Raw genomic sequence first — 18,449 nt, 5'->3', positions numbered from 1 at the left:
CTGCCTCTTCGTATAAGCACGAACTAAATGAACGGAAGGGTGACGGTCCTCACCGGGGGGAGAGATAGTCGCCAGGATTCGCAGGACGTGAGCCGCACGACCTGGTACGCCGACGTCGTCGTCAGGAGGAACCGTGGCCGATACAGAGACCGCGAAACCAGCCGCACCAGCGAAGCGGGACCGTACTCACTATCTCTACATCTCGGTGATCGTGGCCGTGCTGCTCGGTATCGCAGTCGGCTTCGCCGCGCCCGACTTCGCCAAGGAACTCAAGCCCATCGGCACGGGCTTCGTGAACCTGATCAAGATGATGATCTCGCCCATCATCTTCTGCACGATCGTCCTGGGCGTCGGCTCCGTCCGGAAGGCCGCGAAGATCGGCAAGGTCGGCGGCCTCGCCCTCGGCTACTTCATCGTGATGTCGGTCGTGGCCCTCGCCATCGGCCTGCTCGTCGGCAACTTCCTGCACCCCGGCGACGGCATGCACCTCACCGAGGCGGTCAAGGGCGCCGGCCACACGGCGGCCGAAGAGGCCAACGAAGGCCCCGTCGACTTCATCCTCGGCATCATCCCGACGACGATGGTCTCCGCCTTCACCGGCGACTCGGTACTCCAGACCCTGCTCGTCGCGCTGCTCGTCGGCTTCGCCCTCCAGGCCATGGGCCGCTCCGGCGAGCCGGTCCTGCGCGGCGTCGAGCACATCCAGAAGCTCGTCTTCCGCGTCCTCGGCATGATCATGTGGGCCGCCCCGGTGGGCGCCTTCGGCGCGATGGCGGCGGTCATCGGGGAAACGGGCGTCGACGCCCTCAAGGCCCTCGCCACGATCATGATCGGCTTCTACGTCACCTGCGCCCTGTTCGTCGGCATCGTGCTGGCGGCGATCCTGCGCCTGGCGACGGGCTTCAACATCTTCATGCTGCTGAAGTACCTGGGCCGCGAGTTCCTCCTGATCCTCTCGACCTCCTCCTCCGAGTCGGCGCTGCCGCGCCTGATCGCGAAGATGGAGCACCTGGGAGTGAGCCGCCCGGTCGTCGGCATCACCGTCCCGACCGGATACTCCTTCAACCTCGACGGCACCATGATCTACCTGACCATGGCGTCCCTCTTCATCTCCGACGCCATGGACCAGCCGATGTCCGTCGGCCAGCAGATCGGCCTGCTCCTCTTCATGATGATCGCGTCGAAGGGCGCGGCGGGCGTCTCCGGCTCCGGCATCGCCGTCCTCGCCTCGGGCCTCCAGTCCCACAAGCCGGGCCTGGTCGACGGCGTCGGCCTGATCATCGGCATCGACCGCTTCATGAGCGAGGCCCGCGCCCTCACCAACTTCGCGGGTAACGCGGTGGCCACGCTGCTCATCGGTACGTGGACCGGCGAGGTCGACCGGGACCGCGTGAAGCGGGTCCTCGCCGGCGAGCAGCCCTTCGACGAGCGCACGCTGCTCGACTCCGGTGCCTCCTCGGACGCCTCCGACACCGACTCGGACGTTCCGACGCCGCGTGACGGCGGAACAAAGGAGACGGTCGGGGCCTGACCCCTCAGCGCCTGCGTAGGAGCGGGGCCCGGTGCGATGCGTCGCACCGGGCCCCGCTTTTGTGCCGCGGGGGCAGGTGGCGTAGAGTCCTTCGAGTTGCCCACAGGGCGACACCTCCAACCAACCGCACGATCTCCCGACCGGGGTTTTATTCGGCGTGCCCGAATTCAATTCCGAACCCCCGATTCGCTCGGGGACGGGGAATCCGCTAAAGTTTGGAACGTCGGAACGGCCCAACAGCCGGGAAGACAAACCTCTCTGACTGGGAATCAGGCCCGAAAGGATCTGATAGAGTCGGACTCGCCGGAAAGCCGAAAGGCCGGAAAGCGAAGCGGGACCGAGGAAAACGGATCGGAAAACGATCTGATAGAGTCGGAAACGCAAAACAGCAAGACCGAAGGGAAGCGCCCGGAGGAAAGCCCGAGAGGGTGAGTACAAAGGAAGCGTCCGTTCCTTGAGAACTCAACAGCGTGCCAAAAATCAACGCCAGATATGTTGATACCCCGTCTCCAGCATCTGCTGGGGCGAGGTTCCTTTGAAAAGTCCTGCAGGCCTTCGGGTCGGCAGGCGCACAGCGAGGACGCTGTGAACGGTCGGATTATTCCTCCGACTGTTCCGCTCTCGTGGTGTCACCCCGATGACGGGGAAACATTCACGGAGAGTTTGATCCTGGCTCAGGACGAACGCTGGCGGCGTGCTTAACACATGCAAGTCGAACGATGAAGCCCTTCGGGGTGGATTAGTGGCGAACGGGTGAGTAACACGTGGGCAATCTGCCCTTCACTCTGGGACAAGCCTTGGAAACGAGGTCTAATACCGGATAACACTCCCATTCTCCTGGATGGGGGTTAAAAGCTCCGGCGGTGAAGGATGAGCCCGCGGCCTATCAGCTTGTTGGTGAGGTAATGGCTCACCAAGGCGACGACGGGTAGCCGGCCTGAGAGGGCGACCGGCCACACTGGGACTGAGACACGGCCCAGACTCCTACGGGAGGCAGCAGTGGGGAATATTGCACAATGGGCGAAAGCCTGATGCAGCGACGCCGCGTGAGGGATGACGGCCTTCGGGTTGTAAACCTCTTTCAGCAGGGAAGAAGCGAAAGTGACGGTACCTGCAGAAGAAGCGCCGGCTAACTACGTGCCAGCAGCCGCGGTAATACGTAGGGCGCAAGCGTTGTCCGGAATTATTGGGCGTAAAGAGCTCGTAGGCGGCTTGTCACGTCGATTGTGAAAGCTCGGGGCTTAACCCCGAGTCTGCAGTCGATACGGGCTAGCTAGAGTGTGGTAGGGGAGATCGGAATTCCTGGTGTAGCGGTGAAATGCGCAGATATCAGGAGGAACACCGGTGGCGAAGGCGGATCTCTGGGCCATTACTGACGCTGAGGAGCGAAAGCGTGGGGAGCGAACAGGATTAGATACCCTGGTAGTCCACGCCGTAAACGGTGGGCACTAGGTGTGGGCAACATTCCACGTTGTCCGCGCCGCAGCTAACGCATTAAGTGCCCCGCCTGGGGAGTACGGCCGCAAGGCTAAAACTCAAAGGAATTGACGGGGGCCCGCACAAGCAGCGGAGCATGTGGCTTAATTCGACGCAACGCGAAGAACCTTACCAAGGCTTGACATACACCGGAAACGTCCAGAGATGGGCGCCCCCTTGTGGTCGGTGTACAGGTGGTGCATGGCTGTCGTCAGCTCGTGTCGTGAGATGTTGGGTTAAGTCCCGCAACGAGCGCAACCCTTGTTCTGTGTTGCCAGCATGCCCTTCGGGGTGATGGGGACTCACAGGAGACCGCCGGGGTCAACTCGGAGGAAGGTGGGGACGACGTCAAGTCATCATGCCCCTTATGTCTTGGGCTGCACACGTGCTACAATGGCCGATACAATGAGCTGCGATACCGCAAGGTGGAGCGAATCTCAAAAAGTCGGTCTCAGTTCGGATTGGGGTCTGCAACTCGACCCCATGAAGTTGGAGTTGCTAGTAATCGCAGATCAGCATTGCTGCGGTGAATACGTTCCCGGGCCTTGTACACACCGCCCGTCACGTCACGAAAGTCGGTAACACCCGAAGCCGGTGGCCCAACCCCTTGTGGGAGGGAGCTGTCGAAGGTGGGACTGGCGATTGGGACGAAGTCGTAACAAGGTAGCCGTACCGGAAGGTGCGGCTGGATCACCTCCTTTCTAAGGAGCACTTCTTACCGAGTCCTTCGGGACACGGTCAGAGGCCACTACGTCGGCAAACGTTCGACGGTGGTTGCTCATGGGTGGAACGTTGATTATTCGGCACCGTCAGTCATCTCGGGCTGTAAGTACTGCTCTTTAGAGCGTGGAAAGCTGATCACGAGTGGCGAGGGTGTCGGGCACGCTGTTGGGTGTCTGAAGGTACGGCCGTATGGTCGCCTTCAGTGCCGGCCCCAGTGCACTCGAACCGAAGGGTTCGGGGTGATGGGTGGTTGGTCGTTGTTTGAGAACTGCACAGTGGACGCGAGCATCTGTGGCCAAGTTTTTAAGGGCGCACGGTGGATGCCTTGGCACCAGGAACCGATGAAGGACGTGGGAGGCCACGATAGTCCCCGGGGAGTCGTCAACCAGGCTTTGATCCGGGGGTTTCCGAATGGGGAAACCCGGCAGTCGTCATGGGCTGTCACCCGCTGCTGAATATATAGGCAGTGTGGAGGGAACGCGGGGAAGTGAAACATCTCAGTACCCGCAGGAAGAGAAAACAACCGTGATTCCGGGAGTAGTGGCGAGCGAAACTGGATGAGGCCAAACCGTATACGTGTGAGACCCGGCAGGGGTTGCGTGTACGGGGTTGTGGGATCTCTCTTTTACGGTCTGCCGGCCGTAAGACGAGTAAGAAACCGTTGATGTAGGCGAAGGACATGCGAAAGGTCCGGCGTAGAGGGTAAGACCCCCGTAGTCGAAACATCAGCGGCTCGTTTGAGAGACACCCAAGTAGCACGGGGCCCGAGAAATCCTGTGTGAATCTGGCGGGACCACCCGTTAAGCCTAAATATTCCCTGGTGACCGATAGCGGATAGTACCGTGAGGGAATGGTGAAAAGTACCGCGGGAGCGGAGTGAAATAGTACCTGAAACCGTGTGCCTACAAGCCGTGGGAGCGTCGCGCAAGGAACTTGTTCCTTGCGTCGTGACTGCGTGCCTTTTGAAGAATGAGCCTGCGAGTTTGCGGTGTGTTGCGAGGTTAACCCGTGTGGGGAAGCCGTAGCGAAAGCGAGTCCGAATAGGGCGATTTAGTAGCGCGCTCAAGACCCGAAGCGGAGTGATCTAGCCATGGGCAGGTTGAAGCGGAGGTAAGACTTCGTGGAGGACCGAACCCACCAGGGTTGAAAACCTGGGGGATGACCTGTGGTTAGGGGTGAAAGGCCAATCAAACTCCGTGATAGCTGGTTCTCCCCGAAATGCATTTAGGTGCAGCGTCGTGTGTTTCTTGCCGGAGGTAGAGCACTGGATAGGCGATGGGCCCTACCGGGTTACTGACCTTAGCCAAACTCCGAATGCCGGTAAGTGAGAGCACGGCAGTGAGACTGTGGGGGATAAGCTCCATGGTCGAGAGGGAAACAGCCCAGAGCATCGACTAAGGCCCCTAAGCGTACGCTAAGTGGGAAAGGATGTGGAGTCGCAGAGACAACCAGGAGGTTGGCTTAGAAGCAGCCACCCTTGAAAGAGTGCGTAATAGCTCACTGGTCAAGTGATTCCGCGCCGACAATGTAGCGGGGCTCAAGCGTACCGCCGAAGTCGTGTCATTGCAGCATATACGCCCAACGGCGGCTGTGATGGGTAGGGGAGCGTCGTGTGCCGGGTGAAGCAGCACCGGAAGGTAGTTGTGGACGGTTCACGAGTGAGAATGCAGGCATGAGTAGCGATACACACGTGAGAAACGTGTGCGCCGATTGACTAAGGGTTCCTGGGTCAAGCTGATCTGCCCAGGGTAAGTCGGGACCTAAGGCGAGGCCGACAGGCGTAGTCGATGGATAACCGGTTGATATTCCGGTACCCGCTGTGACGCGAAAAACATCGAATCCAGTGATGCTAAGGCCGTGAAGCCGTTCCGGACCCTTCGGGGAATGGAAAGTGGTGGAGCCGCCGGCCCAAGCTGGTAGTAGGTGAGCGATGGGGTGACGCAGGAAGGTAGTCCAGCCCGGGCGATGGTAGTCCCGGGGTAAGGGTGTAGGCCGTGCGGTAGGTAAATCCGTCGCACACAAGGCTGAGACCTGATGCCGAGCCGATTGTGGTGAAGTGGATGATCCTATGCTGTCGAGAAAAGCCTCTAGCGAGTTTCATGGCGGCCCGTACCCTAAACCGACTCAGGTGGTCAGGTAGAGAATACCGAGGCGTTCGGGTGAACTATGGTTAAGGAACTCGGCAAAATGCCCCCGTAACTTCGGGAGAAGGGGGGCCATCACTGGTGATTGGACTTGCTCCATGAGCTGGGGGTGGCCGCAGAGACCAGCGAGAAGCGACTGTTTACTAAAAACACAGGTCCGTGCGAAGCCGTAAGGCGATGTATACGGACTGACGCCTGCCCGGTGCTGGAACGTTAAGGGGACCGGTTAGTCACATTTCGGTGTGGCGAAGCTGAGAACTTAAGCGCCAGTAAACGGCGGTGGTAACTATAACCATCCTAAGGTAGCGAAATTCCTTGTCGGGTAAGTTCCGACCTGCACGAATGGCGTAACGACTTCTCGACTGTCTCAACCATAGGCCCGGTGAAATTGCACTACGAGTAAAGATGCTCGTTTCGCGCAGAAGGACGGAAAGACCCCGGGACCTTTACTACAGTTTGATATTGGTGTTCGGTTCGGCTTGTGTAGGATAGGTGGGAGACTGTGAAGCGGCCACGCCAGTGGTTGTGGAGTCGTCGTTGAAATACCACTCTGGTCGTGCTGGATGTCTAACCTGGGTCCGTGATCCGGATCAGGGACAGTGTCTGATGGGTAGTTTAACTGGGGCGGTTGCCTCCCAAAGAGTAACGGAGGCGCCCAAAGGTTCCCTCAGCCTGGTTGGTAATCAGGTGTTGAGTGTAAGTGCACAAGGGAGCTTGACTGTGAGACCGACGGGTCGAGCAGGGACGAAAGTCGGGACTAGTGATCCGGCGGTGGCTTGTGGAAGCGCCGTCGCTCAACGGATAAAAGGTACCCCGGGGATAACAGGCTGATCTTCCCCAAGAGTCCATATCGACGGGATGGTTTGGCACCTCGATGTCGGCTCGTCGCATCCTGGGGCTGGAGTCGGTCCCAAGGGTTGGGCTGTTCGCCCATTAAAGCGGTACGCGAGCTGGGTTTAGAACGTCGTGAGACAGTTCGGTCCCTATCCTCTGTGCGCGTAGGAATATTGAGAAGGGCTGTCCCTAGTACGAGAGGACCGGGACGGACGAACCTCTGGTGTGCCAGTTGTCCTGCCAAGGGCATGGCTGGTTGGCTACGTTCGGAAAGGATAACCGCTGAAAGCATCTAAGCGGGAAGCCTGCTTCGAGATGAGTATTCCCACCCCCTTTGAGGGGTTAAGGCTCCCAGTAGACGACTGGGTTGATAGGCCGGATCTGGAAGCACCGTAAGGTGTGGAGGTGACCGGTACTAATAGGCCGAGGGCTTGTCCTCAGTTGCTCGCGTCCACTGTGTTGGTTCTGAAACCATGAACAACCGTCGAAGCCGATTGGCTACGGCTCCGGTTGACAGTTTCATAGTGTTTCGGTGGTCATAGCGTGAGGGAAACGCCCGGTTACATTCCGAACCCGGAAGCTAAGCCTCACAGCGCCGATGGTACTGCAGGGGGGACCCTGTGGGAGAGTAGGACGCCGCCGAACTAATTTTAGAGAAAAGCCCCGGACCGGGATACGGTCCGGGGCTTTTCTGCGTTTCAGGCGTTGTCTACTGCGTGGAAATCCGGAGGCACGCCCGCAATTCCGCGACCGCCTCAGGAGCTCCAGTGACCCGCACCTGTGAGGCCTCGTCAGGGCCCCCGCGGTTCCACAGATCGCGGAGCAGTGCCTCAGGTGTGCCGCTCAGGATGGCGTGCGGGGAGCCGATGGCCGTGCCGGCCTCGACCGTGAAGGCGGGATCGGGCCCCGTACGGATACGCCACGTCGTGGACTTCCCGCCCTCCGCGCGTACCTCGCACGTCCGGCCCGGAGACGCGGCCAGTGGCTCCCGGAAAAAGTCGGACCACTCGGTGACCGCGTATGCGGTGAACACCTTCAGAAGTTCGTCGATGCCGTCGATGGCGAGGTCGTCCGGGACGGGGGAGACCGGGCCGTCCGCCGCGAGTTCGGCGTCGATGCGGTGGATGACCGTCTCCTGCGCCATGCGGCGGATCCAGAAGCCGACGGTCTGGTCCGGGGCGTACCACGTGCCCGACGGATCCTCCGGAGCGTGTGTTGTGAGGGCCGTCCGCAGTTCGGCGTAGGCGCGGTCCAGGAGGGCGAAAGGCTCTTCCTCCGCAGTGCCCTTCGGCGGCCACTCCGGTTCGGTGCCCGGAGTGGCCGCCAGTACGGCCTGCGTCTTGTGGGCGTAGACCTGCCCGACGTGGCGCACCAGGTCGGTGGCGGTCCAGTCGGGGCAGCTCGGCACCTGTGCCGTCGGGGCCGGCGTGGCGGCGGCCCTCAGCCGCTCGAAGTCGGCGGCCAGGCAGTCGAGATACCGGGGGACCGGCAGCGGTGTGCTTGCGTCGTGGGTCATGGACGCAACGTAGCGGCTGCCACTGACAAACGGCTCAGGGCTGGTCGCGCTCCACCGGCAGCCACAGTTCCGCGTCCGCCGTCCTGCCGTCCGGCGACATGCGCGTACGCAGGATCTCCGGGCCGGGGCGGGTGCGGTACGGGTTGGCGGGGAACCACTCCGCGTACACCGTCGCCCAGAGTGCCTGGATGGCCTCCGGGGCCGGGCCCGAGGTGGTGAAGACCGCCCAGGTGCCGGCGGGGACGGGGAGGGCGGTGGCGCCCTCGGGGGCCGGGGCGTCCGGTCCTGCCACCACCCCGTGGTAGTAGTCGAGTTGGCTGCCCTCGGCGCGGCCGGGGTCCAGGTCGTCGCAGACCGCGACGATGCCCTCCGGGTCCTCGCCGGAGTCCTTCGAGAGCTGCTCCAGGGCCGAGACGGTTTCGGGCGGGACGGACCGGACGAAGTCGATGATCGCCTGGTTCGGGCCCGAGTACACCAGGGGGACCCGGGCTTTCGGGCCGACGACGCTGAAGTCGGGGCGGTCCACTACGCGGTAGCGCATGCTGCTGTTCCCTTCGACGGTGAGCCGGAAGGAGAGGCGGGGCTGGGAGACCAGTGCCGGTTTGGTTCGGCGGGCCTCGCCGGGGCCGACGCCGTGCAGGGCACGGAATGCCCGGGCGAACGCCTCGCCCGAGCCGTACCCGTAGCGCACGGCGATGGTCAGGAGCGGCTCCCGGTCGGCGAGGACCTCGGCGCCCGCCACCGTGAGCCGGCGCCGCCGGACGTACTCCGACAGCGGCATGCCCGCGAGCGCCGAGAACATCCGGCGCAGGTGGTACTCGGACGTGGTGGCGATGCGCGCCAGCTCCGCGATGTCCAGGGGCTCGTCGAGGCGCTGCTCGATGTGGTCCATGACCTGGTTGAGCCGGTCCAGCAACCCGACCCCTCCTTCCGGTTCCTGCTGTTGACGTCTTGAACGCTAGGCGCGGTGCACATGGGCGGACCCGACATCCTGTGCCCGATCAAGTCGGCTGTGCCGGCCGGAGGAGCTGAGTATGTGAGCTGAGTACGCGCACTCAGGTAGGGGAACGGCTGTCCGCCTTGGATGGGGACATGATCTCCGAACTCGTGGACGACTCCGTCGCACCGGCCGCGCCGCGTCCCCGTACGTGGGTCGCCCCGCTGGTGTCCAGTGTGGTCACGCTGCCCGTCGCGTTGCTCGCGTATGTGACCGCGGCGGCCGTGCGCTTCGAGGCTGGTACGGAGCGGGCGTTCACCGTGTTCGGCTGGGGGCTGACCGTCGCGCTGCTCACGCTCGCCACGGCCTGGCTGCTGCCGTGGGAGGAGCGGTTCATGGCCCGCAGGCGGGGGTTCTCGGTCGCGGCGCCGTTCGCCGTCGTGGCCGCGTTCGTGCTGTACCTCGCACTCGTCGACTGGCCTTGACGTCAGCGGCAAGGTCTAACGTCTTCCCCATGCGCATCGGAGAGCTCGCCGCCCGCGCCGGTACGACGACGCGGGCGCTCAGGTACTACGAGTCGCGCGGGCTGCTGCCCGCGCGGCGCGGTGGCAACGGCTACCGGACGTACGACGAGGAGGACCTGCGGGCCCTGCGGCAGATCCGCACGCTGCAGGACTTCGGGTTCGAGCTGGAGGAGACCCGGCCGTTCGTGGAGTGTCTGCGGGCCGGTCATCCGGAGGGCGACTCGTGTCCTGCGTCGCTCGCCGTGTATCGCGGCAAGGTGGCCGAACTCGATGCGTTGATCGGTGAGTTGAGTGCCGTACGGGAGAAGGTCGGTGCGCAGTTGGCGCGTGCCGAGCGGGCCATGGAGGCGCTGGCCGCGGAGCAGGACTCCGTGCCGCGCTGCGAACTAGGGGAGTGATCACGATGGCGTTTCGGGATGTGGCCGACGCGGACTTCGAGGAGCAGGTCGTCAAGGCCGACCGGCCGGTGCTCGTGGAGTTCACGGCCGAGTGGTGCGGGCCGTGCAAGCAGCTGGCGCCGGTGCTGAAGGCGGTGGCGGAGGAGGAGCGGGAGCGCCTCGACGTCGTGGCGATCGACGTCGACGTCAATCCGGACACGGCCGTGAAGTACGGAGTGATGTCCATGCCGACTCTGATGGTCTTCAAGGGCGGCGAGCCGGTGTGGTCACGGGTCGGCGCCCGGCCGAAGCGGCGGCTGCTCGAGGAGTTGAGCGAAGCGCTCTGAGGAATTCCCGGCGCTTGGAATTGAGCCCCGCCCGGGGTATATTCGGTGTTTCTGTGTGCCCACAGAAAAGGCCCCTCAATGGGGGCCAACAAACACCACGGTACCGGGCAGGGAGTTGTTTTGTCAAGCCGGGACAGCCTGGAATTGCAGAAAGAGCAGGAATACATCGACGCGCTCTACAGGCGCGTCGATGAACTGCGTGGCGTCGCCGCGGACTCCGTCCGGGATGCGATCACCCCGGTGGGGACCGGTCAGCAGGCCCTCCTCGAGCGGGACCTGTTGGTCGTCGAGCGTTCGGGGCTGCTCGCCGCGTTGAATGCGGTCGAGGGTTCGCTCTGCTTCGGTCGAATTGACCTCAAGGGCGACGACGATCAAGAACTCGGTGTGGCGCACCACATCGGCCGTATCGGAATTCGCGCCGACGACTCCGAGCGCACGCCGATGCTGATCGACTGGCGGGCCCCCGTCGCCCGGCCTTTCTATCTCGCCACAGGGCATACGCCGATGGGGCTTCGCCGGCGCCGCCATCTCACGTTCGACGGGCGCACGGTCACCGAGCTGCACGACGAGATCCTCGACCTCGACGACGCGGAGCGCACCGGCTACGAGGACCCGACCGGCGACGCCGTGCTGCTCGCCGCCCTGAACTCGGCGCGTACCGGCCGCATGGGCGACATCGTGCAGACGATCCAGGCCGAGCAGGACCGCATCATCCGCCACCCGCACCAGGGCGTGCTCGTCGTCGAGGGCGGGCCCGGCACCGGAAAGACGGCCGTGGCGCTGCACCGCGCCGCGTTCCTGCTGTACGAGCAGCGGGAGCTGCTCGCCAAGCGGGCCGTGCTGATCGTCGGCCCGAACCCGGCGTTCCTGAAGTACATCGGGGAGGTGCTGCCGGGGCTCGGCGAGACCGGGGTGCTGCTGTCGACGGTGGGGGAGCTGTTCCCCGGCGTGCACGCCACGCTCAAGGACACGCCGCGCGCGGCCACCGTGAAGGGCTCGGCGGACATGGCCGAGAGTCTCGCGCTGGCGATCGAGGACCGGCAGCAGTTGCCGGAGCCCGGCGCCCCGCTGGTGATTCCGCACGACGACGGTGATCTCATTCTTGACTGGGAGATCGCCTACGAGGCCCGGCAGGCGGCCCGTGACACCAAGCTGCCGCACAACCTGGCCCGGCCGCACTTCGCGTTCCGGATCATCGACGCGCTCACCGAACAGCTCACCGAGCGGATCGGTGCCGACCCGTACGGCGGGCCGAACTTCCTCGGGCCCGACGACATCGCCCAGCTCGGGAAGGCCGTCGCTTCGAGTGCCGAAGTGCACGCGGCCATCGAGGAGTTGTGGCCGCAGCTGACTCCGCAGGGGTTCCTCGCGGACTATCTGGCCGAGCCCACCCATGTGTCGGAGGAGGATGCGGACGCCGTGCGGCGCACCTCGTCGACCGCCGATGAATGGACGGTCGGGGACGTGCCGTTGCTCGACGAGGCCGCCGAGCTGCTCGGGTACGACGACAGCGCCGAGCGGGCCGCCCAGGAAGCGGCGCGGCAGGAGCGGATCGCGTACGCGCAGGGCGTGCTCGACCTGTCCAAGGGCTCGGAGACGTACGAGTTCGAGGACGAGGACGAGTCCGAGGTGCTCGCCGCGCACGACATCGTGGACGCGGACCGGGTCGCCGGCTGGTACGAGGAGGAGGACCACCGCAGCGCCGCGGAGCGGGCCGCCGCGGACCGGACCTGGGCGTTCGGGCACATCATCGTCGACGAGGCGCAGGAGCTGTCGCCGATGGCGTGGCGGCTGCTGATGCGGCGGTCGCCGACGCGGTCGATGACGCTGGTCGGGGATCCCGCGCAGACCTCGGAGGAGGGGAGCGTCGGGGCCTGGGCCGATATTCTCGCGCCGTACGTGGAGGATCGGTTCGAGCACACTCGGCTCGGGGTGAACTACCGGACTCCGTCCGAGGTCATGGACGTCGCGGCTGCCGTGCTGCGGGACACGTATCCGGGGTACGAGCCGCCGTCGTCCGTGCGGTCGACCGGGGAGCGGCCGTGGGTGCTGCGGGCGGACGACGTGGTGGAGGCTGCTGCCAAGGCGGCGGTCGAGCGGACTCCTGAGGAGGGGCGGCTCGCGGTGATTGCGCCGCGGCGGCTGTGTGGGGCGTTGGCTGCGCGGCTTCCCGGGGTGGAGGTCGGTGAGCCTGATCTCACGCGGCATCTTGTGCTGCTTGACCCACGGCAGGCCAAGGGGCTTGAGTTCGACCGGGTGATCGTGGTCGAGCCCGGGGAGTTCGGGGTGAGTGATCTGTATGTGGCGCTGACGAGGGCCACGCAGGATTTGGGGGTTGTGTATGGGGGTGCCGGCCTGCCGGGGGCGTTGGGGGAGGCGTTGCGGTAGAGGGGGGGGCGGGTTGATTTCCCCACCCCACCCCGCCCCTTCCCGAAACCGGGGCTCCGCCCCGGACCCCGCTCCTCAAACGCCGGAGGGGCTGGAAGCGAGCCATAGCGTTGCCAGTGGTGGCAGCGTCACGTGGAGGCCTTCGGGGGTCGGCTTCAGTGGGTCGCGGTTGGTGATGTCGCCGCCTCCGTAGCGGGCGTTGTCCGTGTTGAGGATTTCGTGCCAGGCGGGTACGTCGTCGGGGACGGCGAGACGGTAGTCGTGGCGGACCACCGGGGAGAAGTTCGAGACCGACAGGAGCGGGGTGCCGTCCGCGGCGTGGCGGAGGAACGCGAAGACGTTGTCCTCGGCCGCGTCACCCGTGATCCAGGAGAAGCCGGCCGGGTCGGTGTCCCGTTCCCAGAGGGCCGGGGTCGCGCGGTAGATCTTGTTGAGGTCGCGGGTGAGGTCCCGTACGCCCCGGTGGTCGGGCTCGGCGCCGTACGCGGGGTCGAGCAGCCACCAGTCGGGGCCGTGTGCCTCGGACCATTCGGCGCCCTGGGCGAACTCCTGGCCCATGAAGAGGAGTTGCTTGCCGGGGTGGGCCCACATGAAGCCCAGGTAGGCGCGCTGGTTGGCGCGTTGTTGCCACCAGTCGCCGGGCATCTTGGAGACCAGGGACTTCTTGCCGTGCACGACCTCGTCGTGGGAGATGGGCAGCACGTAGTTCTCGCTGTAGGCGTACACCATCGAGAACGTCATCTCGTTGTGGTGGAACTTGCGGTGCACCGGCTCGTGGCTCATGTAGTCCAGCGAGTCGTGCATCCAGCCCATGTTCCACTTCAGCCCGAAACCGAGGCCGCCGAAGCCGCCGGGGCCGATGTGGTGGGTGGCGCGGGTGACGCCGTCCCAGGCCGTCGACTCCTCGGCGATCGTGACCACGCCCGGCACCTCGCGGTAGAGGGTGGCGTTCATCTCCTGGAGGAAGGCGACGGCGTCGAGGTTCTCGCGGCCGCCGAACTGGTTCGGCGTCCACTGGCCCTCCTCGCGCGAGTAGTCGAGGTAGAGCATCGAGGCGACCGCATCGACCCGCAGGCCGTCGATGTGGAACTCCTGGCACCAGTAAAGGGCGTTCGCCACCAGGAAGTTGCGGACCTCCTTGCGGCCGTAGTCGAATTCGAGGGTGCCCCAGTCGGGGTGCGCGGCGCGCAGCGGGTCCTCGTGTTCGTAGAGCGTGCGGCCGTCGAATTCCGCCAGTGCCCAGTCGTCGCGCGGGAAGTGGGCGGGGACCCAGTCCATCAGGACGCCGATGCCGGCCTGGTGGAGCCGGTCGATCAGGTGCTTGAAGTCGTCGGGGCTGCCCAGGCGGGCCGTCGGCGCGTAGAAGCCGGTGACCTGGTAGCCCCAGGAGCCGCCGAAGGGGTGCTCGGCCACGGGCAGGAGTTCGACGTGCGTGAAGCCCAAGTCCTGGACATAGACGGGGAGTTGGTCGGCGAGCTGGCGGTAGGTGAGGCCCGGGCGCCAGGACGGCAGGTGCACCTCGTAGACGGAGAAGGGGGCTTCGTGGACGGGACGGGCCGTGCGCTGTTCCAGCCAGGCCTCGTCACCCCACGTGTAGTAGGAGGCGTGCACCACCGAGGAGTTGGCCGGGGGCACCTCGGTGCGGGTGGCCAACGGGTCGGCGCGCATCGTCTTGCTGCCGTCGGGGCGGGTGATCTCGAACTTGTAGAGCTCGCCCTCGCCGATGTCGGGGACGAAGAGTTCCCAGACGCCCGATGAGCCGAGCGAGCGCATGCTGTGGGCCGCGCCGTCCCAGTAGTTGAAGGTGCCGACGACGCGGACGCCCCGGGCGTTGGGCGCCCACACCGTGAAGCGGGTCCCTTGGATGCCCTGGTGCTCCATGGGGTGCGCGCCGAGCGCCTTCCAGAGCTGTTCGTGGCGGCCCTCGTTGATCAGGTGCAGGTCGAGGTCGCCGAGGGAGGGGAGCAGGGCGTAGGCGTCGGCGATCCGCTGGGTCGTCTCGGCGTAGGTGATCTCCAGCTCGTACGAGGGTGGTACCTCGCGGAGTTGGAGCAGGGCGGTGAAGAAGCCGTCGCCGTCGTCGTGGAGTTCGGCGTGCAGGCCCTCCGGGGTGGTGACGGTGACGTGCTGGGCGTAGGGGCGCCAGGTGCGGAAGGCGATGCCGGCGTGGGTGGGGTGTGCGCCGAGCACTCCGTGGGGGTTGTGGTGGGTTGCGGTCAGCAGCCGGGTGCGGTCGTCCGCGGGGATGGGGGACGGGGGTGTGGGTGAGGGCGTTGGCGGGGTTGGGCGGCGGGTCACGGTGGGGGCCTCCTTGGGTGGCCATCTCGTGTGCCGGGTCTCGTTGCGTTGTGCTGTGCGGTTTGCGTGTGGCTGGGTTTGCGCAGTTCCCCGCGCCCCCAGTGGGTCGCCCCCTCCTCCCCTTCCCGTCCCGAACCCTGGGGGCTGCGCCCCCTTGCCCCCCAAAGCCTGGGGGCTGCGCCCCCTCGCCCCCCAAAAGATTGCGCAGTTCCCCGCGCCCCTAAGAGGCCAATCGCCTTAGTGCTGTTAGGGGAACCTCCAGCCAGTCCGGCCTGTGGCGGGCCTCGTACAGGGCCTCGTAGATGGCCTTGTCGGTTTCGTAGGCGCGGAGGAGGACCGGGGCCGTGCGGGGGTCGGTGCCTGCCGTCTCCGCGTAGCCGGTGCAGTACGCGGCGCGGCAGGAGAGGGACCAGTCGCCTTGAGGGGAGGCGTAGTCGAAGGAGCGGAGCATGCCGGCGATGTCGCGGTGGACGGGGTGCGGCAGGCGGCGTTCCGCGAGGGGGCGGGACGGTTCGCCCTCGAAGTCGATCAGCTTCCAGGTGCCGGACGGCTCACGCAGGCACTGGCCCAGGTGCAGGTCGCCGTGGACCCGCTGGGCCTTCCAGGTGCGGCCCTCGGCGCCGAGCCGGGCGAGTGCCTCGAAGGCCGTGCGGAGGCTGTCCACGTAGGGGAGCAGGGCCGGGACCTGCTGGGCCGTCGTCTCCAGGCGGCGCGTCATCGACCCGGCGAGCTGCTCGATGTGGGCGCGGGTGTACGTGACCGTGGGCAGCGCGCGGGCGAGCGCCGTGTGCACCTCGGCGGTGGCGCGGCCGAGGTCGCGGGCCTGCGCCGTGAAGTCCTGCTGGTTGGTGACGTGCTTGAGGGCGAGGTCCCAGCCGTCGGCCGCGCCCTTGAGGAAGGGCTGGACGACGCCGAGGGTCGAGGGCTCCCTGTGCTGCGTCCCGGCCGTCTCGAACCAGGCGACGGGCGCGGGCACCCGGTCGCAGCCTTCGCGGGCCAGCGCCAGCGGCAGTTCGAGGTCCGGGTTGAGGCCGGGGACGACCCGGCGGAACAGCTTGGCTATGAGCGTGTCGCCGTACACGACCGAGGAGTTGGACTGTTCCGCGGTCAGCGGGCGGGGTGCGAGATCGCGCGGCACCTCGCCGTGCGGCCCGCGGTGGAAGCGGAGGGCGCCGAGCGTCCCGGGTATTCGGAGCCGTTCGAGGAGGACGGCGCTGTGGCGTGGGTCCTGGAGCGCCTCGTACGCGGTGCGGCCCGCCAGCGGTCCCTGCGTGATGTGACCGATCACCGCGGGCGCGAGGTGCGGGGCCGCGGCCTCTGCGGTGCCGATGAGTAGCTGGTAGCGGTCGCCGGGTCCCTCCTCGTCGGCCGGTGGCTGGTGGGCGCGGACGAGGAGGTGCAACAGCGCGGCGTCCGGCAGCAGTTCGGTGACGGCGTCCAGGGTGAAGCCGGTGACCGGACGGCCCTTGCCGGCGAACCAGCGCTGGCGCGGCAGCCATTCGCGCAGCAACGGATCGAGCGACGTGAGCAGTTCGGATTCTCCGGCCGTCGGGGCGGCGGGCCGGGTTGCGGCTTCCGACATGGCGTCGTGTCCTTTCCCGGATGTATTCGTGGAGAGTGCCCAGGTGTGTCGTCGTCAGTCCTTGCGGAGGCGGAACCAGTAGAAGCCGTGCCCCGCCAGCGTCAGCAAGTACGGCAGTTCGCCGATGGCCGGGAAGCGCACCCCGCCGATCAGTTCCACCGGGTGCCGTCCGTTGAACGACTGGAGGTCGAGTTCGGTGGGCTGCGCGAAGCGGGAGAAGTTGTGCACGCACAGGACCAGGTCGTCTGCTCCGTCCTCGCTCGCGGGGGCCTCGCGCAGGAAGGCGAGTACCGCGGGGTTGGAGGAGGGGAGTTCGGTGTAGGAGCCGAGGCCGAAGGCCGGGTTCTGTTTGCGGATCTCGATCATCCGGCGGGTCCAGTGCAGCAGGGACGACGGGGAGGACATCGACGCCTCCACGTTCGTGACCTGGTAGCCGTAGACCGGGTCCATGATCGTGGGCAGGAAGAGACGGCCCGGATCGCAGGAGGAGAAGCCCGCGTTGCGGTCGGGGGTCCACTGCATCGGGGTGCGCACCGCGTCGCGGTCGCCGAGCCAGATGTTGTCACCCATGCCGATCTCGTCGCCGTAGTAGAGGATCGGCGTGCCGGGCAGGGAGAGGAGGAGTGCGGTGAACAGTTCGATCTGGTTGCGGTCGTTGTCCAGCAAGGGGGCCAGGCGGCGGCGGATGCCGATGTTGGCGCGCATCCGCGGGTCCTTGGCGTACTCCGCGTACATGTAGTCGCGTTCTTCGTCCGTGACCATTTCGAGGGTCAGCTCGTCGTGGTTGCGCAGGAAGATGCCCCACTGGCAGCCCGACGGGATCGGCGGGGTCTTGGCCAGGATCTCCGAGACCGGGTAGCGCGATTCGCGGCGCACCGCCATGAAGATCCGTGGCATGACGGGGAAGTGGAACGCCATGTGGCATTCGTCGCCGCCGGTGTCGGGGGCGCCGAAGTAGTCGACGACGTCCTCCGGCCACTGGTTGGCCTCCGCGAGCAGCACCACGTCCGGGTACTGGGAGTCGATCTCTTTGCGGACCCGTTTGAGCATCTCGTGGGTGGCCGGGAGGTTCTCGCAGTTGGTGCCTTCCTCGGCGTAGAGGTAGGGGACCGCGTCCAGGCGGAAGCCGTCGATCCCGAGGTCGAGCCAGAAGCGCAGGGCGGCCAGGATCTCCTCCTGGACGGCCGCGTTCTCGTAGTTGAGGTCGGGCTGGTGGGAGAAGAAGCGGTGCCAGTAGTACTGCTTGCGTACCGGGTCGAACGTCCAGTTCGAGGCCTCGGTGTCCACGAAGATGATGCGGGCGTCCTCGTACTGCTTGTCGTCGTCGGCCCACACGTAGTAGTCGCCGTACGGCCCGTCCGGGTCGGAGCGGGACTGCTGGAACCACTCGTGCTGATCACTGGTGTGGTTCATCACGAAGTCGATGATCACGCGCATCCCGCGCTGATGGGCCGCGTCCACGAACTCCACGAAGTCGGCCAGGTCACCGAACTCCGGGAGCACCGACGTGTAGTCCGAGACGTCGTAACCGCCGTCCCTGAGTGGTGACTTGAAGAACGGTGGCAGCCAGAGGCAGTCGACGCCCAGCCACTGGAGATAGTCCAGTTTCGCCGTGATGCCCTTGAGGTCGCCGACGCCGTCCCCGTTGCTGTCCTGGAAGGAACGGACCAGGACCTCGTAGAAGACCGCGCGCTTGAACCAATCAGGGTCCCGGTCCTTCGCAGGGGTGTCCTCGAAGGTGTCCGGGACGGGCTCATTCATCATCATGGTGT

The 18,449-nt window shown here is 65.6% G+C and carries 10 protein-coding genes and 3 rRNA genes; 8 read left to right on the top strand and 5 right to left on the bottom strand.

Annotated features, from left to right (window positions below):
* Positions 1-133: 133 nt before the first annotated feature.
* From ACOKM3_RS15445 to rrf, 4 genes are all read left to right on the top strand, one after another.
* Positions 134-1,531 (top strand): cation:dicarboxylate symporter family transporter, encoded by a 1,398-nt coding sequence (locus tag ACOKM3_RS15445; RefSeq protein ID WP_426900856.1) that lies wholly within the window; start codon positions 134-136, stop codon positions 1,529-1,531.
* 651 nt (positions 1,532-2,182) lie between these two features.
* A 16S ribosomal RNA gene (locus ACOKM3_RS15440) occupies positions 2,183-3,708 on the top strand.
* 315 nt (positions 3,709-4,023) lie between these two features.
* Positions 4,024-7,147, top strand: a 23S ribosomal RNA gene (locus ACOKM3_RS15435).
* A gap of 89 nt (positions 7,148-7,236) precedes the next feature.
* Positions 7,237-7,353, top strand: a 5S ribosomal RNA gene (gene rrf, locus ACOKM3_RS15430).
* The 16S, 23S and 5S rRNA genes sit together here, the layout of an rRNA operon.
* 64 nt (positions 7,354-7,417) lie before the next feature.
* Here the strand turns inward: rrf and ACOKM3_RS15425 are convergent.
* Positions 7,418-8,224 carry a maleylpyruvate isomerase N-terminal domain-containing protein gene (locus ACOKM3_RS15425; protein WP_426900854.1) on the bottom strand — a complete coding sequence of 269 codons (807 nt, stop codon included), beginning with the start codon at positions 8,222-8,224 and terminating at the stop codon, positions 7,418-7,420.
* A 34-nt stretch (positions 8,225-8,258) separates the two neighbouring features.
* Positions 8,259-9,140, bottom strand: coding sequence for an AraC family transcriptional regulator (locus ACOKM3_RS15420; protein WP_426900852.1), 882 nt, complete (start codon positions 9,138-9,140; stop codon positions 8,259-8,261).
* Between the two features lie 176 nt (positions 9,141-9,316).
* On the opposite strand from ACOKM3_RS15420, the gene ACOKM3_RS15415 reads away from it, so the two are divergent.
* From ACOKM3_RS15415 to ACOKM3_RS15400, 4 genes are all read left to right on the top strand, one after another.
* Positions 9,317-9,646, top strand: coding sequence for a hypothetical protein (locus tag ACOKM3_RS15415; RefSeq protein ID WP_426900850.1), 330 nt, complete (start codon positions 9,317-9,319; stop codon positions 9,644-9,646).
* A gap of 29 nt (positions 9,647-9,675) precedes the next feature.
* Positions 9,676-10,083, top strand: a complete 408-nt coding sequence (locus tag ACOKM3_RS15410) for a MerR family transcriptional regulator (RefSeq protein ID WP_426900848.1) — start codon at positions 9,676-9,678, stop codon at positions 10,081-10,083.
* Positions 10,084-10,088: 5 nt separating this feature from the next.
* Entirely contained in the window at positions 10,089-10,409 is a 321-nt protein-coding gene (gene trxA / locus ACOKM3_RS15405; RefSeq protein ID WP_426900846.1) for a thioredoxin, read from the top strand.
* 144 nt (positions 10,410-10,553) lie between these two features.
* The gene (locus tag ACOKM3_RS15400) at positions 10,554-12,797 is read left to right on the top strand and encodes a HelD family protein (protein ID WP_426906800.1); all 2,244 of its coding nucleotides are present in this window, start codon (positions 10,554-10,556) and stop codon (positions 12,795-12,797) included.
* Positions 12,798-12,872: 75 nt separating this feature from the next.
* Here ACOKM3_RS15400 and glgB read toward each other — a convergent pair whose 3' ends face one another.
* From glgB to treS, 3 genes are all read right to left on the bottom strand, one after another.
* Entirely contained in the window at positions 12,873-15,095 is a 2,223-nt protein-coding gene (gene glgB, locus ACOKM3_RS15395) for a 1,4-alpha-glucan branching enzyme (protein ID WP_426900844.1), read from the bottom strand.
* A gap of 220 nt (positions 15,096-15,315) precedes the next feature.
* Positions 15,316-16,677 carry a maltokinase N-terminal cap-like domain-containing protein gene (locus tag ACOKM3_RS15390; protein ID WP_426900842.1) on the bottom strand — a complete coding sequence of 454 codons (1,362 nt, stop codon included), beginning with the start codon at positions 16,675-16,677 and terminating at the stop codon, positions 15,316-15,318.
* A 54-nt stretch (positions 16,678-16,731) separates the two neighbouring features.
* A complete protein-coding gene (gene treS, locus ACOKM3_RS15385; RefSeq protein WP_426900840.1) occupies positions 16,732-18,444 on the bottom strand; it encodes a maltose alpha-D-glucosyltransferase in 1,713 nt (570 codons plus the stop codon).
* Positions 18,445-18,449 lie beyond the last annotated feature (5 nt).

This window comes from Streptomyces nidicola (assembly GCF_050106155.1).
Classification (GTDB): domain Bacteria; phylum Actinomycetota; class Actinomycetes; order Streptomycetales; family Streptomycetaceae; genus Streptomyces.
This window is presented reverse-complemented; position numbering and strand designations above follow the sequence as displayed.